A 24,063-nucleotide genomic window follows, 5' to 3' on the forward strand; every position below is an offset into this window, starting at 1 on the left:
AATAGCTGCTAAACCAACAGGCCCAATACCAAGCACAGCAACAGAACCACCCATAGGAATATTGGCATTTTCAGCACCCATAAAACCAGTAGAAAGCATATCAGGAATCATCACAGCAGCTTCAAGAGACATACCCTCAGGTAAATGAGCCAAATTAGCATCAGCTAAATTCACATGGAAATACTCACCAAAAACCCCATCTTTAAAATTAGAAAACTTCCAACCACCTAACGGCCCAGTGGTCTGTGAAGGAAAACCTCTTTGAGCAGCTTCATCATCCCAATCAGGAGTAATAGCAGGAACAATAACCTTATCACCAGGTTTAAAATCCTTAACCTCACTACCCACTTCATCAACAACACCTAAAGCTTCATGACCCAAAATAAGATTATGCCTATCACCAATAGCACCTTCCCAAACAGTATGAATATCAGAAGTACAAGGCGCAAGAGCCAACGGCCTCACCAAAGCATCCCTAGGACTCATCTCAGGCTTATCTTTCTCAATCCAACCAATCTCACCAATTCTCAACATAGCTAAACCTTTCATTTTATCAACCCTTTAATTTTTATATTCAAATTAGGATATAATGGTATCAATCATTGAAATTAAGTAAGATATTGAAATTAAATATTTAATTAATTTATATATATGTAAAATCCATCAAATATTACAAAATATCAATAATTGGTAGAATGGTAAATATTAAAAATAATCAAGATAATAAATAACATATTATTGTATATTAAAATGCATATCTAAAAAATATAACAAGCATTTAGTTGTGTTTCTAAGTTAAACATCCATATTAATTTTATAATATATTTACATATTTCACAAATTAATGTTCCATATATACCCCCATTTTGAATTTATAAAATACAATATAAATAATTTTCTAAATGATTTTCATAATATAATGTATAAATATAATAAAAAAAGTATTACAATTAATATAAAAAATATTGATAGATATACATTATTAAAAAAGAAATAAAGAAAAAATGATAAAAAAGGAAATAAAAAATAATTAAAAATAAGTAAAAAATAAATAAAACGGATAAAAATGAGTAAGAATGAAGAAAAATAAATAAAGATATATAAAATATGAAAAGCTAAATCTTTAATTCATTAACCAATATATCTTAAATCATCTTCACCGGAACCTAAAGTTTTATTCATCATTTCTTGTTCCATTTTTTGAGCTTTAGAAATCATTTTTCTTGTTTCTTCTGCCCTTTCATCTAATTTATCTGTGTTGATTTCTATATTAAGAATGATAGCTAATTTATCTAAAATAGCTTCAGCAGCTTCAGCATCAATGAAATAACCTGGTGTTTCTCCCATTAAACAAGCTCCTTTTATGTTTCTTAGTTTACCTAAACCAAGAAGTAATCCAGAAGCTCCAACAATACCACCATCTGCAGACCTTATTTCAATATTTAGTTCTTTTAATGTTTCAATAATTTCAATATCAGTAGCTGCACCAAATACTCTAGATTCTTCAATAGGATGACCTGTAGCTAAGCCACCTAAAGTATACATCTCTTTTACTCCAAATTTTTCAACAAAGTCTAAAATTTCACCAGATAATTGATATTGGCCTTCTGGAGATAGAGCTTGACTATTGCCAACGAGAATTATATAATCTTTATTGTCTTCTCCTTGAGATTTTAAGTAATAAAACTCATTCACCATATTTTCAACTAAACCATCCTCATCTACAAAAACTTGAGGTGGAAAATGATATGAATAAAGTTCTGCAAATTTAGTAGCGTCTAATTCATCAATAATATGATCAGCAGCTAATTTACCTACATGTCCAATACCTGGAAGAGCTTCAATAAAAATAGGATTATTTAATTCTATTTCTTCCAAAATATTGATTTCAGTATCTTTCATGAAAATTCCTCTATAGTAATATAATTAATAAAAATTTATTTTTAAATAAAAATATGCTTTAATTAGAATTTAATTAAATTTAATTAATATTTAATTAATATTAATTAAAATTTGATATTAGTTTAATAATATTTAATAATATTAACAAGTAATTATTTAAATATTTAGAAATATTTAATATTATTTGCTTTAAAAAGTAGAATCTCTACATTTAACAAAACAAAAAAATTATATTGAATTTAATGATTGTTCCTTAAGTTTACGGCGATATTTTCCATATTTATCTTCAATGGAATACTTTGGAGGGTAAATAACATTAACTTCTCCCTCACAAGATGGACACTGATCTTTTAGTGTGTAAATATTACAAGATTTACATTTATGCATTTTCATTTTCATTTACATCACTCAAGAAAAACATATCTAATAAATATAGTAAATAAGAATAATTGATAATTAAATAAAAAATTAAGAAATAAAATATAAATAATGATTATTCTAATTCACGTAAAAAGGTTCCATTACCCTCAGAATCTTCAATTATCTTAATAGCTCTATCAGCAGCAGCTTTTAAGTTTTTTTCAGCTTGAATATAATCAGAAGATTTCACAGTGATTCTATAACGAGGAGCACCTACGCATTGAACTTCAATGTCTTCTCCTTCAGCAGCTTTAAGAGCTTTTTTAATTATATCTACACCATTTGGATCAAAGGTTTGTATATCTACATAGCCAGTAATATGTACTTCAGGAGGAGTAATATTCTTTTTAGCTATATCTACGATAGTTTTAGCCCATTCTTCATCGATTCCTTCATCAATGAGAGATGATTCACCTTCTTCTGCAGCATTTTCAAAAGCGCCATATATATCACCAAATGTATCCATTAACTTATAACCTACTTCCTTATAAGCCGTATCAAGATTTTTATCTAGTGATTTTGCAGCTAATTCTAAAAATTTTTCTGCCTTTTGTTCCACTTTCCATTGTTGAATCTTTTTAGTTCTTTGATCTTCTCTTATTCTTTTTAAAGAAGCATCTACATGACCCTTTTTAGGATTAACTCTTAGTACTCTAGCTACAATTTTTTGGTTTTCTCGTACATAATCCCTAATATTTTTTACCCAACCAGAAGATACTTCAGAAATATGAATAAAAGCTTCTTTTCCTTCATATTCTTCGAGGTTTGCAAATGCACCATAACCAAGAACTTTATAAACAGTAGCGACTATAAGTTCCCCTTCATTTGGCCATTCTTGACTTTTTCTTACCATTAAAACACCTAAAAAACAATGAAAATAGGCTAAAGAATCTATTATTAATTAATAAGCCATAATAATAATCTTTAGCTGAATCTATTGTTAAATATTTTTAATTTTATTTAAATAAATTTTGTTTAATTAAATTTGTTTAATTAAATTTTATAAATATAATAAATAATTATAATTTTATTAATATTATAGAATAAATATGATTAGATAGCTTAAAAGTTAATAAACTATAGCTATCTTATTATTTTAATATTATTTTAATACAGAATCTATATGAGCAGTTATTTTTGCTTTTCCACCAAGAGGTCTTACAAGTGTTTTTCCACATATAATACATTGGACAGTAGAAGCTGCTCTGTCAAATACTATTTGTTCATTATCACAATCTAGACATTTGACTTTTAAAAAATTTCCTCTTTTTTCGTTTGCCATATAATCACCAAATTTATAAATTTAAAAAATTAATCAGCAAATATTGATATTTAGCTGATTATGGAAAAATATTTCCAAATAATTTAATTATTGAGCTACAAACTCTGGTTTTCCAGTTCTGAAAGAGGTTGCAACACGAGATTTACCACATTCTTTACATTTGTATCTTAAATCTAATTTTTTAACAGGTTTATTTCCACCTGGTAATGGTCTTGGATATCCTCTGTAACCTGCAGTAACTCTTCTAAATTGTCTTTGTCCCCATTTTAATTCACTAGCTTTTCTTTTTTTAGCTACATGTACTTCATGAACAGTATGAGTTTTACATTTTGGACAGTAAGTTCTTTTTTCTTTAGGAATTTTCATCTAATCACCTATATTTTGTAAATGTATGTCTCCATGACATAAATTGATAATATGTGTAAATATATCTAACAATATACCAACCATAAGTTGAATATTTATTATCTTGAAATAAAATTACTAAAACAGTAATATATTAATTTTAAAGAAAAATATATCATTAAAACCTTAAATCACATGATTTAAAACTAATAAAAGCCATTAATGCTATTTTGAGGCTTTATAAAAAAACTGATAATAAACTTTTCATTGAAATAATAGATATTATCATAATATATTGATTTATCTATATTTAAATTTAATGGAAAAATTAATAAAAAATCAATAATATAATAATCAAAAATTCAAAGTAAAATTGTTAAAAATTTACTTTCAAATTATACTTTGACTAACCTTCCTTTCTTATTTTTAATTAATATTTTAGCATTAATATCAGGCATTATAACAATATCTTGAGGTTGAAAAGGACCATATACCTTTTTATCAACACCAATTATAGAATTAATCTCTGAAAATATAAGAACCATTACATTAGCTATTCTATCAGCTGTAGATTTAGAATTAAATTTATTATAATGATTTTCTTCTAAATTATAATGGCCAATATCACTATCCAAATGATCTAAATCAATAAATTGATCATTTTCATTTCCAATAATATTAGAAATCTTAGACTTTGGTTTTGCAGAATTATTCTTAGAAGAATCTCTATTTTCTATATTGTCATTGTTATTAGTGGTTTTAATATTATTAGTAAAATTTTTTTTGTTTATAGAGTTTTTATTATTATTTATACTAGATTTAATAGCATTATGATTATTGATATCAGTTATATTATTCTTAGGATATTTTGATTTGATTATTTGTTTTTCAATAGATTCCGGAGTCTCATATTTAATAATTTTGCCAGATTTGATTGAATTTAATCTATTTAAAACTAAATCATCTTTCTCGTCATTTTCAATTCTTTCTTTATCATTAGAATAATTATTAGAATTATTGCTACTAACTATATTTTCATCTTTATTAACTTTAGTTTTATTTTTAACATCGAAATTTTGATTTTCATTATCTTTAGTAATATTTTTGCCAATATTTTCATTATTGGTATTAGTATTAGCATTACTATTATTAATAGAAGAATTATTAATTGAATCAGAAGTATTATCTATTTCATTCTCATTCGAATCATTAATAATTTCATGATTATTAAGTTGATCTAAAGAAATCCCTCTTCTATGATTCTTTAAAACATCAATGAAAGAAAAATATAGGGCTTCTTCCTCTTCTGTAATATTAAGAGGAGTTGTATCAACTAAATCAAATTGAGGTTTTCCTTGAAATAGATGATATGAACGATGTATATTCATTACAGCCGCATCAGCTATTTTATGTTCTCTTATTTCACATATTTCAGTAGCAATTCTCTGAACATTCTTTAATAAATCACTTTCATTTGAAAAAGGATCATTACGGGCAACATCCCTAATTGAATCTAGGTATGTGTGAGTTCTTTTATAGAAATCAGTTCCTACCCTAGCTAGGGAACTATTGGCACGCTCCTTTTTTTGTATTTCACGTAATTTTGCAAAGAATTGATCGTCCAAGAATAATCATCTCTATAACTTTTATTTTTATTTAGATTAATAACTGAAAATATTTTATTTAATCATAAATTTTACCAATTGAAAAGTTTTAAAATTTGAAAAGTTTTAAAAATTTTAAAAACTTTAAATGATTTAAAAGCTTTAATAACTCTTAAAATTTGAGTAAAATCTAAGATGAATATGATATAATATGAAAATATTTAAATAATAAATTAAAATGAAAAATGCAATGAAAAGCACATAAGAATTAAAAATATAAAAAATAAGAAACTGAACTAATCTTCAGTTTCTATTCTTGGAGCAAGTAAGAAACTAAGTTCCCCATCATCAGAAACCATTTTAAGTTTAAGATCAAGAGGCATATCATCTCCAAGTTTTATTGTAGCTATATCAGAAAATTTATCTGCTTTAAGCATTTCTCTGATTTTTTCAAGTGAAAATACTGATTTAGCTTCAGAATCAATTTTTTCGCCATGAAGATATTCTATATTGGCATCTCCAAATTCACCTTCTGCTTCAGCTCTGAAATATTCATTATCAACTTTAAGAGCTATTTTGTCAGAAAAGATATCTATATCAGCTATGGAATCCTTTAAAAGTGCAAAAGGAATTTCAAACTGAGTAGGATGATCTAATTCTGGAGGTGAAGGTGGTTCCTGATCAATATCAATGAGCCTAATTTTAAATGTTCTTTTAGCTTCTCCTTCAAAAGTTATAATAAAATTTCCTTCATCTAGAGACATTATGACTCTATCATCACTTTTGGAACGTTTTAAAACTTTAACAAATTCATCAGTATCTATATTAATCTTTTCTGGTTCATCACAAACAAATTCATCGAATAAACTTGCTTTAAGTTCTAAATGAACGAATGTAATGTGACTACGGTCTAAGGCATCTAATCTGATACCTTCACTATCAGTTTGAATTTGTACTTCATCTACAATAGATGAAATAGCATCAAAACTAGTTTTTAAAATATTAGGATTACTTAATTCAGCTTTAAACATTTAAAATCATCTCTTAGTCAATTTAAAACTTTTTGTTAACATTATTGCATATTAGCCATTATTAAAAATGTTTTAAATAGGTCGATTTACCTTGAAATTTAAGCTAATAGAATGATGTCAAAGATTTAACATGTATATATGAGTTAGTATTTCATCATATTTATACATATATTTAATTTTTCAAATTTATATGTTATTATTAAAATAAATTATTATAAAAATATATCAAAAATGTAATTAATCATATAAAAAAACATAATATAATTAGAAATAGTCAAAAAATAATATTAAAATATAAAAATAGAGAGTTGTTTATTTTCATTATTAGAAATCTTTAATCTTTAAATCTATTTTTGATCTTTATCTTCAGATTGATTATCAAGAACATCAGATTCTTCATCTGATTCTAAAGACTCTTCCAAATCTAAATCTTGTCTACTATCTTCCAAATCATTTGATTCTTCCATATTATCCAAATCATCCGATTTTTCTTTCATATCATCAAAATTATCTGATTCAGAACTATTTTCAGCTGCTTGTTCTTTTTCATCAGATTCTTCATCAAAAACTTCATCATCCAAAGATTCTTTAGTCCCTTCATCTGATCCTAAAACCTTTTCCAAATCTGAATCTTTTTCATTGGCTTCCAAATCATCCGATTCTTCCATATCTTCCATATTATCTAAATCATCAGATTTTTCTTTCACATCATCAAGATTGTCTGATTCAGAATTATTTTCAGCTGATTGTTCTTTTTCATCAGATTCTTCATCATCAAATTCATTTTCATCTAATAACTTTAAATCATTGAGACTTTCAAAAGCATTTGAAATAGGGCCGGTTTTTGCAAAAAATTTAAGGAACGATAACCCTAAAAATAAAATACCTAAAAATATTATAAAAATAGATATAGTTCCAGTCTCACCAGAGGCAACACTATCCACAACTCTTTCAGATGCATTTAAGATTGAAATAATTCCAAATATAATAAGAATTACTCCAATAACTGTTCCAAAAATAGCTAATATAGGGAATTTTCTCTTAAAATCATCAGATAAAAATTCATCAGCTTTTGAAGTGAGTGGTAATTTATCAGCGAAGTTGTCTTTATTAGAGTCCCCTTCGTTATTTTTTTTCTCATCTTCATCTTTTAAATCAGATGAATCAATTTTATTAATCTTCTCTATAGATGAAAAAATTTTACCAATCATAGATTCTTCATCAGAAGATTTTTTGGAATCAGTCAATTAAATTTCCCCTTATAAAATATTCAAAATAATTAACCTAAAATATAATATTTTTTATTATTTAATTTTATTATTTAATTTATTAGTTGATTTTATTAGTTTAATATTCAGTTTAATATTTAATTTAAAATATTCTTAAACATATATAATAATTGATTATAAACCATTTCATAATCAATATTATCTGAAATTAAATAATATAGTTATCAATAATATATTCAGTCAGAATTTTGAAAAATTATTCAAATATATTTTTAATATAAAAAGTTATTATATATAAATCAATAGGGCTTGAGTCTTAGATGAAAAATTAATCATATTCTCTCCAAGTATGTTTACATTTAGTACATCTTAAAAATCTAGTTTCTGCTTCGTCAGCACTACGAGTTTGTTGTAACCACCATGAAGCTCTGTCATTACCACATTTAGGACATGTAACTTTAGTAGTAGGGAGAGTATCTATGTCTTCACCTTTCATTATTACTGTATCTTTTGCATCAATCTTTTCGGTTACACCATACTTATCAGCTTCATCTTTACTTAATTCTTTTGTATGGCCACACTTACATTGAAATTTATCGCCTTTTGGAAGCATCATAGCCCCACATTTTGGACAAAACTCCATAATATCACTCCAATCTGTCTAAAATATTAATTTATAATATTTTCTAAATTTGTTTTTTGAATTTTTATAAAATTCTATAAAATCAAAAAATATAAAATTTGATTTAAAAAAGTTTAATTTTTATTTATTTCCTTAAAAACATCATTTAAAATTTTTTTATGATCAAAAGCAATTTTCATAGACATGATAGTATTAAAAGAAAATATATTTGCACAAGCTGCATCACTACTAGCTTTCATCTGATTAAAATCACCTATAGCTAAATAAACTATAGTAATTGTGTGACCTCTTGGATCTCTTTTGGGATCAGAATAAACTCCAATTAATTTTTTTAATTTAACATCAATGCCTGTTTCTTCTTTAGCTTCTCGTATAGCTGCATTTTCTACTGTTTCACCATAATCAACAAATCCGCCAGGAATTGCCCAATAATTTTTAAATGGTTCGTTTTTCCTTTTGATTAAAATAAACTCATCTTTATTGTTTTTTTCTATTTTATCATTATTATCTTCATTAAAAATAATTATATCAACAGTAACAGAGGGTTTTTTATATTCACTCAAACTATCACAGCATTTCCTTAAATCACATTTTTTAGATCTAATGCAATATCTTAATGCTTTAACAAGCTAATTTATGTTGAAACATTTGAAAATAGCCAATATTTATAAACAAAACTCTTATATCTTATGAAACATTTTTAACTCTTATAAAAATAAAGGAATAATAGAATTTACTTTAAAATCTATATAAAATACTTAAAATCATTATTAAAAAATTATAATCTTGTATAATTTTCTATAATTTTGTATAATCTTTATAAAAATTATAATTCAGTTATATATTATAAATATGATTATTAATTTATTATATAATATTATAATAATCCTTTAAATAAAACTTTCATCTATTTAAAATTACATAGATTCTACTAATTTTTTAAATTCTTCAGATTGTTCTTTTAATGCAGTAGAAGCTCTTAAAAGTGCTTTTTTAGGATTTTTAGTTCTTTTAGCTTTAATAGTAATTTTTGGCTCTCCAATTAAAGGGTGATCGATTCCATATACTGCATAATCAATCTCATCATCATCCATGAGAATTTTTCTTAAAGCATTACAAATAGTGTGACTTTCACCAGGAATCATTAATTCAAGTTCCAATTTAGTACTATTTAAAATCTCAATATCTTCCATTTTATCATCCATAAATATTAATAAATGTTATAAATCAATGCAATTTGATAAATAATTAAATAAACTATTTAAATTATAAAATTAAATTATAATATTATATCTTTTAAATTATTCTTTTATTCTTTGCAATCATAGTTAATAGAAACTTTTCTTCTTTCTTTTCTATCACAAACTTCACAATAAAGTTCATCTTTCCTATCAGTTGTTACCATATAAGCACGACATCTAGTACACATAGCTTTTATAACACCACCTTCTTTATTTTCAGTGTTTAAATCTAAGTTATCTCCTAGAATTTTAGATACTTTTGCTTCAATAACATCCCCAATTCTAAAAGCATCAGTTAACTTTTCTAAATATCCTTTTTTCACTTGAGATATATGAATTGCTGCCATGTATGGAAGAGCTAATCTTCTATCAGTTCCTTTCATTTTTTGAACATTTATCATAGCTCTTTGACCACGTACATCAGTTATTTCCCCATAAACACTATCTCCTACATTTAAAACAGTAGGGTTACCAGAAGATGGAATGATAGAAATTTTTTTGTTAGAAGAACTTATATCGACTGTTCCTAAAACAGCTGCTTTTATATTTCCTTCATCATCATAAGTCCATTTATCAGGTAAAAATTGTTCACTAACCCCAAGAATATCTCCCGGCATTACAAAATCTCCAGATTTAACTTTCATGCTTGTTCCTCGCCATATATCTAAAATTTTTATGTTTCTATATTTAAAATTCTAAAATAAGGATTTTATTAAAGTTTAAAATTAATATAGCTAATAGAATATCAATGATCAAATATTAATAATTAATATTTTTAATTAAATTAGCAAATTGTTAATAATCTTTTCAAAATCTTTTTAATTTCTAGCAATGTTGCAAGTAATACATTATGAATTTCATTATATATATTAATTTGTATTATATAAATTTTATATAAAAAATTTCATATAAAAACCAATAACATCAAAAAACAAAAAACAAAAAATAACATCGAAAATATTAATATTCGAAATAGTTAATTTCAAAAATCATTAATTATCAGGAAAAAATCAATTCAAGATAAATAATCATGAAAATCAAATTTTATCTTTTTCATGAAAAATTATTTCATCTAATTGATAATTCTCCCAACTTCTTTTATTTAAGACAATTTCAAGTTCTTGAGGAGTTATAAGTGGTTTTTTATACATTTGAGAATCGTCAATAGCGATTCTTGGGCAAGCTGTAACAATAAAACCTTCTAAATCCATATAAGGTAATAATATATCGGGGTTGATATTATCAACCATGATTAAAAAAGCTTCCATCCCTTCATCTTCAAGGGATTTTTTTATTTCTTTAGCTAATTCTAATCTATGTTGACCTTCTTTAGAAGAAATCAGAACCCCCCATTTTTTAACTTCTTTAGCTTTTGTTATTCTAGCAAAACGAATTCTAAGAATTTTATCTGCAAATTCACTAATATCCCTAGATTCACCAGTATAAGGATCAGCTACAATAACAGGAGATTTAGTAAATAAATGAATTCCTAATGGATGGAAATTTCCACTTCCAACAAATAGATATGCTTCACAATCAAGATTTTTAATAGATGAAAAGTTACAACCAAGAATTTGTCCTTTTCGAGTGCTTTTTGAAGAACCAAGAACTATTTCTTTTCCATTGTCTTCAAGATAATCTTTAATCTCATCAAGAAGATGTAAATGCTGAGTTGTAGTGGCTAAAGCAATTTTTGAATAATCATTCAACAAATCAAGAGCTTCAGCTAGAGATTTTTGAACATCAACTTTTGAATAGCTTTCAATAAATAGTACAGGCACATTATATTTAATAGGAAGAGGAGTATGAGCATAATGAATTATTAAATCCACAATATCCTTCATTTTATTATCACTAACATCACAAGCACCAAAACAAGGGTCTCCAGAAATTATAATATTTGCCTCTGTTTCTTTTTCAAGAATTCTAGCTATAGCTACTCCTTGAGTTTTTAATCCTTCTGGAAATTGAAGACCAACATTTTTAGCATTTCGTTTTTTTATAACTTTTATAGCTCTTTCAATATCCATATCATATAATGACATTTAAACCTCTGAAAAATTTAATGTGTTTTTGCTATATTTTTAGTTTCAATATTGAGTCAAAGTTGTTATAGTTTCAGCTATTAATAAAATATTTAAAAAAAATTTAATGAAGAATTTATCTCATAAATTGACCCATGAGTCTACCCATAGATCCTCCACCCATACCACGTTTTCCAAATCCTTTCATGGCTTTCTTAGTATTATTATAATATTTGAGGAGGTCTTTTACTTCTTCATTTTTAACTCCAGATCCTTTAGCTATTCTCATTACACGAGATTGCTTAATAACTTTGGGATTTTCCTTTTCATACTCACTCATAGAAGACATTATAATTTTATACATATTTATTTTATCTTCTGTCATTTGAGAAGCTTCTTTTGGTATTTTTCCACCAAGTCCGGGAATCATATTCATAATCTGCTTCATTGGCCCCATCTTATTCATCATTGCAAATTGATTTTCCATATCTTTAATGGTGAATTTACCACTTAGCATATTATTCATTGTTTCAGCAGCAACATCTTCATCAACAACTTCTTCAGCTTTTTCAATAAGAGTTCTTATATCCCCCATTCCAAGTAAACGAGATATAAATCTATCTGGATCAAATGGTTCGAAATCATCAACTTTTTCACCAGTACCAATGAATTTAATTGGAGCTCCAATTTCAGATACAGCTGAAAGCGCACCTCCTCCTTTAGCTGAACCATCTAACTTTGTAATAATTATTGAACCCACATCAGTAGTACTTGCAAATGCTTTTGCTTGTTCACCAGCTTGTTGACCAATAGTTCCATCAATGACAAGCATGGATTCATTTGGTTCAATTACAGAGGAAAGTTTTTCCATTTCATCTAAAAGATCTTTTTCTTCTTTATGTCTACCTGCAGTATCAAAGATAATTATTTTTTGATTTTTAAAGTGTTTTAAACCTTTAGTAGCTAAATCCACTGCATCTTTGTTATTTGGGTCACCATATAATGAAATTTGCATTTCTTCAGTGAGTTGTTTTAATTGTTCATAAGCAGCTGGTCTCCATGTGTCTGTACAAACAACAGCTGGAGAAAATCCCTTTTTTTGAAGGAATCTGCATAATTTTCCAATAGTAGTAGTTTTACCACTACCTTGAAGCCCAAGAAACATTATTTTAAATGGTTTTTCATTAATTTCAAGTTCATGAGGTTCACTTCCAAGAAGATTAACCATTTCTTCATAAACAATAGTTATTACATGTTCTCTTGGAGTTATTCCTTTAGGTGGTTTTTCATTAAGTGCTCTATCTTCAATTCTCTTAGATAACTGTAGAACAAGTTGAATATTTACATCAGATTGAATTAAAGCCCTTTGAATATCTTTAACAACTTCTTTAATAGTTTTCTCATCTATTACCGTCATACCAGCTAATTTTTTCATGGTATTGGTAAGATTCTTTCCTAAATCTCCTAACATTTAATCACCAGGCTTTTGATTAATAATATTGATAATAAGATTAATAGATCTATATAAAATTATTTTATAATTTTTTATATTAATTGTTTTAATTAGAATTATTTTATATTAATATATTATACAAAAATATATTTAGTTATCTTTAAATAAATAATTAATGATTTTAATACTTATTCCAAAATTACATACAACATTACATAACAATTATCTAAGTATAAAATAGATATAAAAATTATATATATCATTATTCATAGGGTGTAAAAATGCTAGAAGAATTAAAAAAAACATTATTAGAATCTCCAATTGTTAAAAAAGGAGAATATAACTATTTTGTTCATCCAGTAACTGATGGAATTCCTGAAATGAAACCAGAAGTATTGAGGGAAATTGTAGCTATTATAAAAGAGAAAGCTAATTTAGATATTGACAAAATAGTATGTGTTGAAGCTATGGGAATTCATTTAGCTACTGCACTGTCACTTGAAACCGACATTCCATTTGTAGTTATTCGAAAAAGAGACTATGGACTTCCAGGAGAGGTCCCAGTATTCCAAAAAACAGGTTATGGTGAAGCAAACCTATATATAAATTCACTTAAAAAAGGAGACAAAATACTTCTCATTGATGATGTTGTAAGTACTGGTGGAACCTATATTGCAGTTATCAAAGCCCTTCAAGAAATGGATGTTCAAATAGCTGAAGCAATAGCTATTGTTGAAAAAGGTGCTGGAAAATCTATTGTAGAAAAAGAAACTGGAGTTCCTCTTATGACTATTGTCAAATTAAATGTTGTTGATGGAAAAGTTGTTATAGAATCAACCATTGAAGACGTTTAATTATTTTATTAGTTATTTTATTAATTATTTTATTAATCGTTTGATTAATTATTTATTAATTAATTATTTATTTTAATATTTATTCTTATTTTTAATTTTATTTTAGCATTTACTAATTTGAATAACTTTTATAAATTTAATTTTAAATAATTTTTATAATAATTTAAGTAATTTAATATGTAATTGATATAAGTAGCCGATTATAAGTAATTTATAAATATTTTATAAACCTTTTATAATTATTTTATTTTATAATTATTTTATAATATTTTATAATATTTATTAAATAATATTATATCATATTTAATATAATTAATTATATAATATATTTTAATAGATTATGATACTATAATAAATAAATATAATACTTAATATTTTTAATAGAATGATATCATGAACGAAAATATACTTTTAAAAGCTAAAAAGCTTATTGAACTAAATAATGGAAATATTTGTAATCGTTGTCTTGGAAGAAAATTTTCAGATATAATTGAATCATCAGAAGCTGATGGAAATGAAGAAAAAGGAAAATTAATTCAAAACAATCTAAACTTTGAATCTGTTAATTTTGATAAAGAAGTTAAATGTGAAACATGTTCCAATATACTTTTTGAAATAGATAAAAATATAAAAAATGGAAATATTTTAGAAAGAATCAAAGGAAAAATTGATTATCTGAATTTGGAATTTGATACATTTTTAATAGGATCCAAAATACCAGAAAAAATATTAAATAGAGATGAATGGTTAAATGAAGCATTGGATTTAGATGTTGAAAATATAAAAAAAGAAATTAATCGAGAAATAGGAAAATTAATTGAAAAAGAATTAAATAAAGAAGTTGATTTTGATAATCCTGATATTGTAATTATGGTTGATTTGAGAAAAATTATGGATGAAAATTATTCACAAGAACAATCCAATCAGTTAGAAAATATTAAAGTCAGAATACAAATAAATCCAATATTTATAGAAGGAAGATATAAAAAATTAATTCGTGGGATTCCACAAACAAAATGGCCTTGTAGAAAATGTAAAGGAAAAGGCTGTGATGATTGTAATGGAACCGGAAAGATGTATAAAGAGTCTGTAGAAGAACTGATCTCCGAAATTGTTTTAAAAGAAACAAGAGGATATGAAGCTAAATTTCATGGTGCTGGAAGAGAAGATATTGACGTTAGAATGCTTGGAACTGGTCGACCATTTGTTCTTGAAATAAAAGAACCTAAAATTAGAAAGTTGGATCTTAAACAAATCCAAAAAGAAGTTAATGAACACTCCAAAGGAAAAACAGAGTATATTGGCTTAAAATTCACAGAAAGAAAAAGGAAAGCAGAAATTAAAGTTTCATCTCCAGATACATTCAAAGTTTATCGAGCATTAGTAGAATGTGAAGACAATATAACTGAAAAAGAATTAGCTAAAATTAAAGCACAGCTTGAAAATAAAATAATTGACCAACAAACACCTCAAAGAGTAGCTCACAGAAGAGCAGACAAAGTTCGAAAAAGAGAAGTTAGGGAACTTTCAACAAAACTACTTAGTTCAAATACATTTGAAATGATAGTTAAAACACAAGGAGGATTATACATAAAAGAATTAATTTCAAGTGATGATTATCGAACAAAACCAAATGTAAGTGAAATATTAGAAACAAATGCTATTTGTAAAGAATTAGATGTTATTGAAGTAGGATAATAAAGAATAAATATTAATGAGAATATTTTAAAATAAATTTAAAAGATAAATTATTTTTGGTGCACATCATGGATATATTAATAGAAATCTTAGTTATTTTTATCGCAGCTATATTAGAACTATGGTTTTCAATACCATTAGGACTAGGATTTGGACTTAATCCTATTTTAATAATTGTTGCATCTAGTTTAGGATCAATATTATCTGCAATAATAATTGCATATTTTGGAGAATCTATAAGAAACTGGATCATTAAAAGGAAATCAAAAAATAAAGATATTAAAGAAGGACGAGCCTATGATATCTGGAATAAATATGGTACTGTAGGTTTAGGATTATTATCTCCACTACTTTTTGGAGCTCCAATTGGTACTGCTATTGGAATAGCTTTAGGAATTCCCAAAAAAAATTTAATAAAGTGGATGTCTATAGGAATAGTTGTATGGAGTATCATACTTACTACTGCAGGTGATTTTGGAATTGATATATTCCAAAAAGCAATGTCATGAGATTATTAGCTATACAATAAAATTTATTAGCTTTTAAATACGATTAATTCATAAATTGAAACTAAATAATAAATTAAATAGAGATTATTTCTTCTCTGAAAAAGAAAAAAAAGAAAAATAAAAATAAAAATAAAATAAAGGATAAAAAATCAATACCCTAAAAAAAGCTTGATTATTATTTTCTTCTGCTAGATAATCCTAAACTACTTAACAATATTAATAATATAATTATAATTGGCATTCCTGTTTTTTTCATAGTTGCACTTGCGACTGAATTGATACTTGTTTTATTGCTCTCATTAGTCTCATTTGTCCCATTACTTTCATTAATTTCATTATTCTCATTAGTCTCATTGATCTCATTAGTCTCATTGGTTTCATTAACTCCATTATTTGCTTCAACATTAAATATTGTTGCATTTTCAGAAGATAAATAGATATAATTACCTGCAAAATTTACTAAAACTTCAATACTTCCAGCACGAGTTGGTGTGTAAGGCAAACTCCAATGACCATTACTATCAGTAGTTAAATTATAAATTTTACCATCTACAATTACATTAAGCTGAGCATTAGCTACTGGGTTACCATTTTCATCAATTAAAACACCAGAGATGTTGATTGTTTGATTAACTTTAGTATCTGGAGCCACAACACTGACACTAGTATTTAACTTATCAATATTGAAAGTTGTGCTGTTTGTGAATCCATTATGGCTAGAATTACCAGTCCAAGAAACAATAGCAGTAAAATTACCACTAGTTTCTGGAGTAAAGATAAGATTCCATTCACCATTACTATTAGTTGTAATATTATATGTTTTACCATCTATAGTAACACTAATTTGAGTATTAGCAATTGGATTTCCCTCTTCATCAGTTGCAATACCAGAAACATTAATAGAATCTCCCACTTTACCATCTGGAGCATTTATAGTTGAATTAGTAAGTAGTTGAATTAACAACTCCCCATTATTGATAACAATTGGATAATTTCCAATTCCATTATATGATCCATTTACAGGTAAAATAATACCTTCAACTCCATTCACTAAGTAAGTTATGTTAGCATAACCTTCTATAGATTCCACACTTCCAACAAGACTTCCATTCACATAGAAACTTATGTTTTGTCCTGTAATAGTATTACCCATATCATCAGTTAAAGTAGCATTCAAAATGATTGTAGAACCTTTTTTAACCACCCAAGTAGAATTATCAATAAAAATAAGGTTTAAAACACTTATAGTACCATTATTATAAATCATCTGCCCCAAATTCGCAGAATTACCACTCATGATATTGCGCAAAACAGAGATATTTGAATTTACATTATTATAAATTGCACCACCATGATTCGATGCAGTATTATCAGTGAAATTAGAATCTGTTACAGTGAGATTATTAACATTGCCAATTGCACCACCACGATTTAATGCATTGTTAGCAATGAAATTGCTATTTGTTATTGTAGAAGAATTACATTGATTGTAGATAGCACCACCAATGTCAGCTGTATTATTGATGAAAGTACAGTTGGTTAATTTGAAATTATAAGTCGCAGTACCAGCAGAAGAAAAATTATGGATATATATAGCACCTCCACTATTGGATGCTCTGTTGTTTGTGAAAGTAGAATTTGAAACTGAATGATTAGCTCCATGATGAATTATAGCTCCACCATAACCATAAAGTGCTTCATTATTTGTGAAATTACAATCTATGAATTTATAATTATTTCCTTCAGCATAGATAGCACCACCAGCAGCACCATACCAATTTGCTACATTGTCTTCAAAAGTGGTGTTTGTTATTGTAACATCATTTGTAAGATAGTAAAAAATAGCACCACCCCATCCAGCTGTGTTATTAGTGAAATTACAGTTTGTTAAAGTGGAATTAGAACCATAAATATCAAATATAGCACCACCATAATAATTTCCACTATTTGCTCTGTTGTTTGTGAAAATACTACCTATTACTTTGAAATTAGAACTTTGAGAATAGATAGCACCAGCATGATTTGCTCTGTTGTTTGTGAAAGTACAATTTTTAATTTCTAAATTATTACCATAACTGTAAATAGCACCACCATAACTAGTAGCTGTGTTGTTTGTGAAAGTACAATTTTTAATTTCTAAATTATTACCAGAATTATAAATAGCGCCAGCATAACTAGTAGCTGTGTTATTTTCGAATACACAATCTATAAATGTCAATCTAGTACCTGAATTACTGTTGTAGATTACTCCCCCATTTCCTGTAACATTTGCATTTATAAATATTATATTGATGAATGTTACATTAGAATTACCACTTATTGTGAATATTCTTCCTTGACCTCGTGCATCGATGATTACAGGACCTGCAGAGATATTTCCTTGTATTGTAAGATTTTTACCATTAAATGTAATGTTGTTATTTCTGTCTGTTGTTTTGTTGTATGTTCCAGGATTAAGTGTAATTGTATTATTAACATCACTACCACTTGCAACAGTACTTACAGCACTATTAACTCCTCCAGCATCTCCAGGATTAATTGTTACATTTACTGCATTAGCTGATGATAAACAAATGAATAATATTGTTAATAATATTGTCGAAATAATTATTTTTTTAATAAAATTATCTTTGTTTTTTATTTTTTCACCTCCTTTTTATATTATTTATAGAATATTAATTTGATTAACAAGAAAAAAATTTTATTAATAATACAATTAAGAAGAATAATTAACTATTCCCCCTGTAAATTTAGGGATTGACATTTTTATTCAATTGTAAATAAGATTAAAAAAGTATATAATCATATTAATGATATAAAAGCTTTTCAAAGCTTTTCATTCTTATTTTTTCTATTAATCAGGATAAAAATCATCCCCCTCTCCACTAATAATGGAGGATAATTTTTATTCTCATTAATAAAAAAATTTATAAAAAATACAGAAAAATTTTTACAAATAAAACTACTATAATATACAATCAATCCATGAAAATAAATCACAAATTAGATACTACGCTAATATATTATAAAAGTTATATATAAGTTTTATCTAAAACGAACATTCAAAGAATTAAAATAATGTTCACTAAATAAAAAATTCTATAATGAAAACCATGAAAAAGCAAAACTAAAAATAGAAAAATTATGAAATAAAGAAAAATAAAATTTTTGAAATATAGAAAAATATAGATAATATAGAAAATTTTAAAATTATTAGTAATTATTATTAATAAACAATAATAATTACTTAAATTTCAGATAATAATCCATCTAAAGCTACAATCATCTTATCAACATGATTTTTTGTTATTATAAGAGGTGGAGCAAATCTTAAAACATTACCTGCTGTTGAATTTATCAAAAAGCCTTTTTCTCTCATTTTATTTGTAAATTCAGCTGATTCTCGATCAAGTTCAATAGCTAAAAACAGCCCATATCCACGAACATCAGTAATACAATCATATTTTTCCCCTAATTGAATTAGTTTGTCTTTAAGATATTTTCCAACAGTTTTTGAATTTTCTAATAAGTTTTCATCTTTAATCGCATCAATAACTGTCATAGCTACTGCACAACCAAGAGGATTTCCACCAAATGTAGAACCATGATCCCCATAATCAAAGGCAGTTGCAACATCTCCCCTAGCTAAAAGTCCACCAATAGGATATCCATTACCAAGAGCTTTAGCTATTGTCATGACATCTGGTTTTATTCCATATAATTCATAAGCAAACATCTCACCAGTTCGACCAAATCCTGTTTGTACTTCATCAAGAATAAAAAGAACATTTTTCTCACGACAAATAGCTTCAACTTCTTTTAAATAATTTTCTGGAGGAACTACAACTCCACCTTCACCTTGAATAGCTTCTACAAGTACAGCAGCAGTATCATCACTAATAGCATTAGCTATTGCTTCACTATCTCCAAAAGGAACATGTTTGAATCCAGAAGGTAGTGGTTTAAAAGGTTCTTTATATTTATCCTGACCAGTAGCTGTAACAGTGACTAAAGTTCTTCCATGAAAAGAATTATTTGTAGCTATTATTTCTCCTTTACCAGTGTATTTTCTAGCTAATTTTATAGCCCCTTCATTAGCTTCAGCACCACTATTTGCATAAAATACTCTTTCAAATATGGTGATTTCAACTAATTTTTCTGCTAGTTTCACTTGTTCTTCTGTGTAGTAAACATTAGAAACATGAATGAGTTTTTCTGCTTGTTTTTTAATAGTTTCAATAATTTTTGGATGAGATTGTCCAAGTGCGTTTACAGCTATCCCTGCAAAGAAGTCTATATATTCATTTCCATCAGCATCCCAAAGTAAAGCTCCCTCACCATGAGTTAAAGCTATTGGTTGACGCCCATAAGTTTGCATGATATATTTTGAATCTAAATCTATGATATCCTTATTATTCATTCTTATTCCTCAATATTAATATTATATTATTTTATTTTTATTTGTTTATATAATTAACATTATAATAATTATAATAATATAAAATACAAAAATAAATATACAATAACAAACATAATTTTTTGTGATATGTTTTTTATGATATATTTTTAATTATATATATTTTAATAGATTAAAATAATTACTTTAATTACTTTAATGAAAAATTAAATAATATTAGTGATACCATGAAAAAAGCGATTATTGAAACTGAAAAAGGTAATATAGAATTAGAATTATTTGAAAAAGATGCTCCTAACACTGTAGCTAACTTTGAAAAATTAGCCAAAGATGGATTTTACGATGGTTTAACTTTCCACAGAGTTATTGATGATTTTGTCATCCAAGGAGGATGTCCAAAAGGAAATGGAACTGGCGGACCTGGTTACACAATCAAATGTGAAATAAACGACAACAAACATGGAACTGGAGCTTTATCTATGGCACATGCAGGTAAGGACACTGGTGGAAGTCAATTTTTCATAACTCACTCCCCTCAACCTCATCTTGATGGAGTTCACACAGTATTTGGAAAAGTCATCTCTGGAATGAATGTTGTAAACTCTGTCAAAGCTGGAGATAAGATGTTAAAAGTAACTGTTACAGGTTAATTTTAATAACTTTCCTTTTTTACATTTTTATTTTATTAAAATTTTTTAAAATTTATTTTATTATTTTTCCCATTATTATTTTGTTAAGTTAAATTCTTATTCTACCGAATATCAATTATAGATTAGGCAAATAAATTAAAAATAATATACTATTAACAAAATAAATAAACAAAATTAAATAAAAATTAAATAGCAAATAAATATCCCATAATACTTAATGAACAAATTACAGCTACAGCAAAAATACCAATTATATCTAACCATTTTTTCTGTTTTTTATATGAAAGCCATAAAATAGAAATAAATAGCAGAATATATAAAAATGCTTCAGGGTATCCAAGTATCTGATACATAAATGGAATATTTGTGAAAATATAACCATCAAAAGAACCCACAGTTGGACCTATAGTAAAAAATAGAGATAAACCAAGAATTAATATACCTAATTTAATAAATCCATTTTTTTCTTTAGTAAATGTTTCCCTCAAAGGAATTAATATTAAAGATAAAAATAAACCTCTAAAAATTTGTAAAGACGGGCCAAGAGCCACAATTGCAGAATCAACAGGACGCATAAATGATAAAGGTTCAGATAAAAAGTGTTCTTGATACCCAAGTACTAAAACAGCGAATATTCCTGCAACAAAATATGCAATAACATGAGAATAACTTATTCTCAATACAAACAAGCCTATATCCCCCATGTGTCTTTTGTTTTTCAAATTTTCACATCCTTTATATCTATATATCTAAAAACACATTTATAGTTTGCTTTTCTATATAAAAAAACTAATATAAAAATCCTGTAATTAAAACTATTTCTTCAAAGAAAAACTTTTCACTAGCTGTTATCTCAGTTATAAAACCTAATTCTTCTAATCTTAAAAGTGTTTCTTCAACATTTGAAAGTGAAGACTGGATTAGCTGAACTCTTCCACCTTCATTTAAATAATCTTTTACTTCATTTAAAAATCTATCAATGACTTTCCTTCCATCTAATCCACCATCAAATGCATAATTTAGATTATCTTCTAAAATTTCACAATCATCAGTCGGAAGATAGGGAGTGTTAAAGAGAATTACATCAAATTTTTGATCCTTTCCTTCAAATTCGGCCCTTACTGGTTCGAACAAATCTCCGAAAAGTAACTTTATATTATTAATATCATTGCTACTAAAGTTTTTTTCAGCTAATTGAACTGCATTAAAATTAATGTCAGTAGCTACCACTTCATCAGCTAATTTTGAAGCATACATAGCTATTATACCAGATCCAGTTCCTATTTCAAGAACTCTATCCCCAGAATTAATATCAAGATTTTCAGCTAATAGAAAGCTATCATCAGAAGGTTCATAAACCATTTCTTCTGTTTCAAATTCAAATTCACCAATTTTCATAAGTATACCTATTTGCAACTTAATATCAAATTATTAAATCAAATTATTTATTATCAAATTTATATATTTATTTTATTATAGGTTTTAATAATATAGCTAATTCTAATATTTCTTCAGGACTAGTATTTATAACTCTATTTGTTAAAAAAGGCTCCAAGGAAAAATTTGAATCAATAAGATTTCTTAATTCTTTTTTATCTTTATATCCTAATATATGTCTTGAATCTATTAAAGCATTTCTAACTTTTTTATTTTTATGCTGAAAAATAGCTTTGCAAGTTTTTGAATAAGATTCCGCATTATCTTCAATTAAAAGGTTCTTATCAATGTTTTTAGGAGTTAATTTAATAACAGAAGAATCAACTTTTGGTCTAGGGATAAATGATTCAGGTGAAACATTATCTAAAAATTCTATATCTCCTTTAAAGTATAACATAGCTGAAAGCCTGGAATAATTTTTATCCCCAGTTTTAGCTATCATACGCTCTGCAAATTCTTTTTGATACATTAAAATAGCTAAATCAAAATCAAATTCTAGAAATTTAAATGTTATTGGAGAAGATATTTGATAGGGAAGATTTGAAACTATTTTATTACATTTTACAAAGTTAGATATATCTGTTTTTACAGCATCTTCATTTATTAGCTCTATATTCTCTATAGATTCATCTTCAATTCTTTGCTTTAAAATATCATATATTTTCTTATCTTGTTCAATAGCTACTACTTTTTTAGTTTTTTTAGCTAATTCTGTTGTTAATGTCCCTATTCCAGGACCAATCTCTAAAACTATATCATTTTTTGATAATTTTGCGAACTCAATGATTTTCTTTCGTTTAAAATCATCAATGAGGTAATTTTGTCCAAGATTTCTATTCAAACGAATACCATATTTTTGAAGTATTTTCTTCGTTTGTTTAGCTAATGACTCATGATGAGAGTTATTATAATCTGATTTCAAAATATCACTTCATTGAAAGAAAATTAACATTTAAATTTTAAATTATTAAAAAACAAATAATTGTGAAATATAAAAATTATATAATATTTAATTTTGAATATTGAAATATATATTATTTAATTAGAAATATGAAAATATAAAATTTTAATTATGAAATATGGAATTATAATAAAATTTGAGATATAAAAATATATTAAAAATATATTAAAAGTATATTAAAACTATAATATAAAAATATAAAAAAATACATGAAAAAAAGAATATAAATAAATATATTAATATATAAATATTAATAAAAGGTTATTTAGTCTCTTCTTCTTGAATTTGGTTTTCCTTTACGTCTATCTCCTCTAGACCTATCTCCCCTAGGTTTTTCACCCCTAGACCTATCTCCTCTAGGTC

General features: G+C 26.1%; 25 protein-coding genes. 5 read left to right on the forward strand and 20 right to left on the reverse strand.

Annotation, left to right across the window (positions count from 1 at the left end):
* The 15 genes from KQY27_RS00490 to KQY27_RS00560 form a co-directional block, all read right to left on the reverse strand.
* Positions 1 to 549: alcohol dehydrogenase catalytic domain-containing protein (locus KQY27_RS00490; RefSeq protein WP_224424619.1), on the reverse strand; the 549-nt coding region annotated here is incomplete at its 3' end.
* Between the two features lie 582 nt (positions 550 to 1,131).
* Positions 1,132 to 1,902, reverse strand: a complete 771-nt coding sequence (locus tag KQY27_RS00495; protein ID WP_224424620.1) for a proteasome assembly chaperone family protein — start codon at positions 1,900 to 1,902, stop codon at positions 1,132 to 1,134.
* A 228-nt stretch (positions 1,903 to 2,130) separates the two neighbouring features.
* A complete protein-coding gene (locus KQY27_RS00500; protein ID WP_224424621.1) occupies positions 2,131 to 2,301 on the reverse strand; it encodes an RNA-protein complex protein Nop10 in 171 nt (56 codons plus the stop codon).
* A gap of 94 nt (positions 2,302 to 2,395) precedes the next feature.
* Positions 2,396 to 3,175 carry a translation initiation factor IF-2 subunit alpha gene (locus KQY27_RS00505; protein WP_224424622.1) on the reverse strand — a complete coding sequence of 260 codons (780 nt, stop codon included), beginning with the start codon at positions 3,173 to 3,175 and terminating at the stop codon, positions 2,396 to 2,398.
* Positions 3,176 to 3,424: 249 nt separating this feature from the next.
* Positions 3,425 to 3,604, reverse strand: a complete 180-nt coding sequence (locus KQY27_RS00510) for a 30S ribosomal protein S27e (RefSeq protein ID WP_224424623.1) — start codon at positions 3,602 to 3,604, stop codon at positions 3,425 to 3,427.
* An 87-nt stretch (positions 3,605 to 3,691) separates the two neighbouring features.
* Positions 3,692 to 3,970, reverse strand: coding sequence for a 50S ribosomal protein L44e (locus KQY27_RS00515; protein WP_224424624.1), 279 nt, complete (start codon positions 3,968 to 3,970; stop codon positions 3,692 to 3,694).
* Positions 3,971 to 4,344: 374 nt separating this feature from the next.
* Positions 4,345 to 5,574, reverse strand: coding sequence for a hypothetical protein (locus KQY27_RS00520; RefSeq protein WP_224424625.1), 1,230 nt, complete (start codon positions 5,572 to 5,574; stop codon positions 4,345 to 4,347).
* 275 nt (positions 5,575 to 5,849) lie between these two features.
* Positions 5,850 to 6,584, reverse strand: coding sequence for a proliferating cell nuclear antigen (pcna) (gene pcn, locus KQY27_RS00525; RefSeq protein ID WP_224424626.1), 735 nt, complete (start codon positions 6,582 to 6,584; stop codon positions 5,850 to 5,852).
* Positions 6,585 to 6,931: 347 nt separating this feature from the next.
* The gene (locus KQY27_RS00530; RefSeq protein ID WP_224424627.1) at positions 6,932 to 7,831 is read right to left on the reverse strand and encodes a hypothetical protein; all 900 of its coding nucleotides are present in this window, start codon (positions 7,829 to 7,831) and stop codon (positions 6,932 to 6,934) included.
* 310 nt (positions 7,832 to 8,141) lie between these two features.
* A complete protein-coding gene (locus tag KQY27_RS00535) occupies positions 8,142 to 8,456 on the reverse strand; it encodes a transcription factor S (protein ID WP_224424628.1) in 315 nt (104 codons plus the stop codon).
* Positions 8,457 to 8,569: 113 nt separating this feature from the next.
* Positions 8,570 to 9,019, reverse strand: a complete 450-nt coding sequence (locus KQY27_RS00540; protein ID WP_224424629.1) for an NUDIX hydrolase — start codon at positions 9,017 to 9,019, stop codon at positions 8,570 to 8,572.
* Positions 9,020 to 9,373: 354 nt separating this feature from the next.
* Positions 9,374 to 9,649, reverse strand: a complete 276-nt coding sequence (locus KQY27_RS00545; RefSeq protein WP_224424630.1) for a DNA-directed RNA polymerase subunit L — start codon at positions 9,647 to 9,649, stop codon at positions 9,374 to 9,376.
* A 116-nt stretch (positions 9,650 to 9,765) separates the two neighbouring features.
* Positions 9,766 to 10,341: an exosome complex RNA-binding protein Csl4 gene (locus KQY27_RS00550; protein WP_224424631.1), complete on the reverse strand. Its 576-nt coding sequence runs from the start codon at positions 10,339 to 10,341 to the stop codon at positions 9,766 to 9,768.
* 393 nt (positions 10,342 to 10,734) lie between these two features.
* Positions 10,735 to 11,742, reverse strand: a complete 1,008-nt coding sequence (gene dph2 / locus KQY27_RS00555) for a diphthamide biosynthesis enzyme Dph2 (RefSeq protein ID WP_224424632.1) — start codon at positions 11,740 to 11,742, stop codon at positions 10,735 to 10,737.
* Positions 11,743 to 11,857: 115 nt separating this feature from the next.
* The gene (locus KQY27_RS00560) at positions 11,858 to 13,192 is read right to left on the reverse strand and encodes a signal recognition particle protein Srp54 (RefSeq protein WP_224424633.1); all 1,335 of its coding nucleotides are present in this window, start codon (positions 13,190 to 13,192) and stop codon (positions 11,858 to 11,860) included.
* Positions 13,193 to 13,455: 263 nt separating this feature from the next.
* Here KQY27_RS00560 and hpt point away from each other — a divergent pair, with 263 nt between their 5' ends.
* The 3 genes from hpt (at position 13,456) to KQY27_RS00575 (ending at position 16,235) form a co-directional block, all read left to right on the forward strand.
* Positions 13,456 to 14,028: a hypoxanthine/guanine phosphoribosyltransferase gene (hpt, locus tag KQY27_RS00565; protein WP_224424634.1), complete on the forward strand. Its 573-nt coding sequence runs from the start codon at positions 13,456 to 13,458 to the stop codon at positions 14,026 to 14,028.
* A 393-nt stretch (positions 14,029 to 14,421) separates the two neighbouring features.
* The gene (locus tag KQY27_RS00570) at positions 14,422 to 15,726 is read left to right on the forward strand and encodes a tRNA pseudouridine(54/55) synthase Pus10 (protein WP_224424635.1); all 1,305 of its coding nucleotides are present in this window, start codon (positions 14,422 to 14,424) and stop codon (positions 15,724 to 15,726) included.
* 68 nt (positions 15,727 to 15,794) lie between these two features.
* A complete protein-coding gene (locus KQY27_RS00575; protein WP_224424636.1) occupies positions 15,795 to 16,235 on the forward strand; it encodes a small multi-drug export protein in 441 nt (146 codons plus the stop codon).
* A 175-nt stretch (positions 16,236 to 16,410) separates the two neighbouring features.
* Here KQY27_RS00575 and KQY27_RS00580 read toward each other — a convergent pair whose 3' ends face one another.
* Positions 16,411 to 18,699, reverse strand: coding sequence for a right-handed parallel beta-helix repeat-containing protein (locus tag KQY27_RS00580; protein WP_342765732.1), 2,289 nt, complete (start codon positions 18,697 to 18,699; stop codon positions 16,411 to 16,413).
* On the opposite strand from KQY27_RS00580, the gene KQY27_RS00585 reads away from it, so the two are divergent.
* Complete coding sequence (locus KQY27_RS00585) at positions 18,587 to 18,919, forward strand: hypothetical protein (RefSeq protein ID WP_224424638.1); 333 nt, start codon at positions 18,587 to 18,589, stop codon at positions 18,917 to 18,919. The genes KQY27_RS00580 and KQY27_RS00585 overlap by 113 nt on opposite strands.
* Positions 18,920 to 19,482: 563 nt before the next feature.
* Here KQY27_RS00585 and KQY27_RS00590 read toward each other — a convergent pair.
* On the reverse strand, positions 19,483 to 20,655 hold the full coding sequence (locus tag KQY27_RS00590; protein ID WP_224424639.1) for an acetylornithine transaminase: 1,173 nt from the start codon (positions 20,653 to 20,655) through the stop codon (positions 19,483 to 19,485).
* A 224-nt stretch (positions 20,656 to 20,879) separates the two neighbouring features.
* Between KQY27_RS00590 and KQY27_RS00595 the strand changes: the two genes are divergently transcribed.
* Positions 20,880 to 21,302 carry a peptidylprolyl isomerase gene (locus KQY27_RS00595; protein ID WP_224424640.1) on the forward strand — a complete coding sequence of 141 codons (423 nt, stop codon included), beginning with the start codon at positions 20,880 to 20,882 and terminating at the stop codon, positions 21,300 to 21,302.
* Positions 21,303 to 21,487: 185 nt separating this feature from the next.
* Here KQY27_RS00595 and KQY27_RS00600 read toward each other — a convergent pair whose 3' ends face one another.
* The 3 genes from KQY27_RS00600 to rsmA all read right to left on the reverse strand — a co-directional run bounded on the left by KQY27_RS00600 (position 21,488) and on the right by rsmA (position 23,661).
* Positions 21,488 to 22,024, reverse strand: a complete 537-nt coding sequence (locus KQY27_RS00600) for a hypothetical protein (protein ID WP_224424641.1) — start codon at positions 22,022 to 22,024, stop codon at positions 21,488 to 21,490.
* A gap of 67 nt (positions 22,025 to 22,091) precedes the next feature.
* The gene (locus tag KQY27_RS00605; protein WP_224424642.1) at positions 22,092 to 22,700 is read right to left on the reverse strand and encodes a HemK2/MTQ2 family protein methyltransferase; all 609 of its coding nucleotides are present in this window, start codon (positions 22,698 to 22,700) and stop codon (positions 22,092 to 22,094) included.
* A gap of 67 nt (positions 22,701 to 22,767) precedes the next feature.
* Positions 22,768 to 23,661: a 16S rRNA (adenine(1518)-N(6)/adenine(1519)-N(6))-dimethyltransferase RsmA gene (gene rsmA, locus KQY27_RS00610; RefSeq protein ID WP_224424643.1), complete on the reverse strand. Its 894-nt coding sequence runs from the start codon at positions 23,659 to 23,661 to the stop codon at positions 22,768 to 22,770.
* Positions 23,662 to 24,063 lie beyond the last annotated feature (402 nt).

The organism is Methanobrevibacter sp. TMH8, assembly GCF_020148105.1.
Taxonomy (GTDB): domain Archaea; phylum Methanobacteriota; class Methanobacteria; order Methanobacteriales; family Methanobacteriaceae; genus Methanobinarius.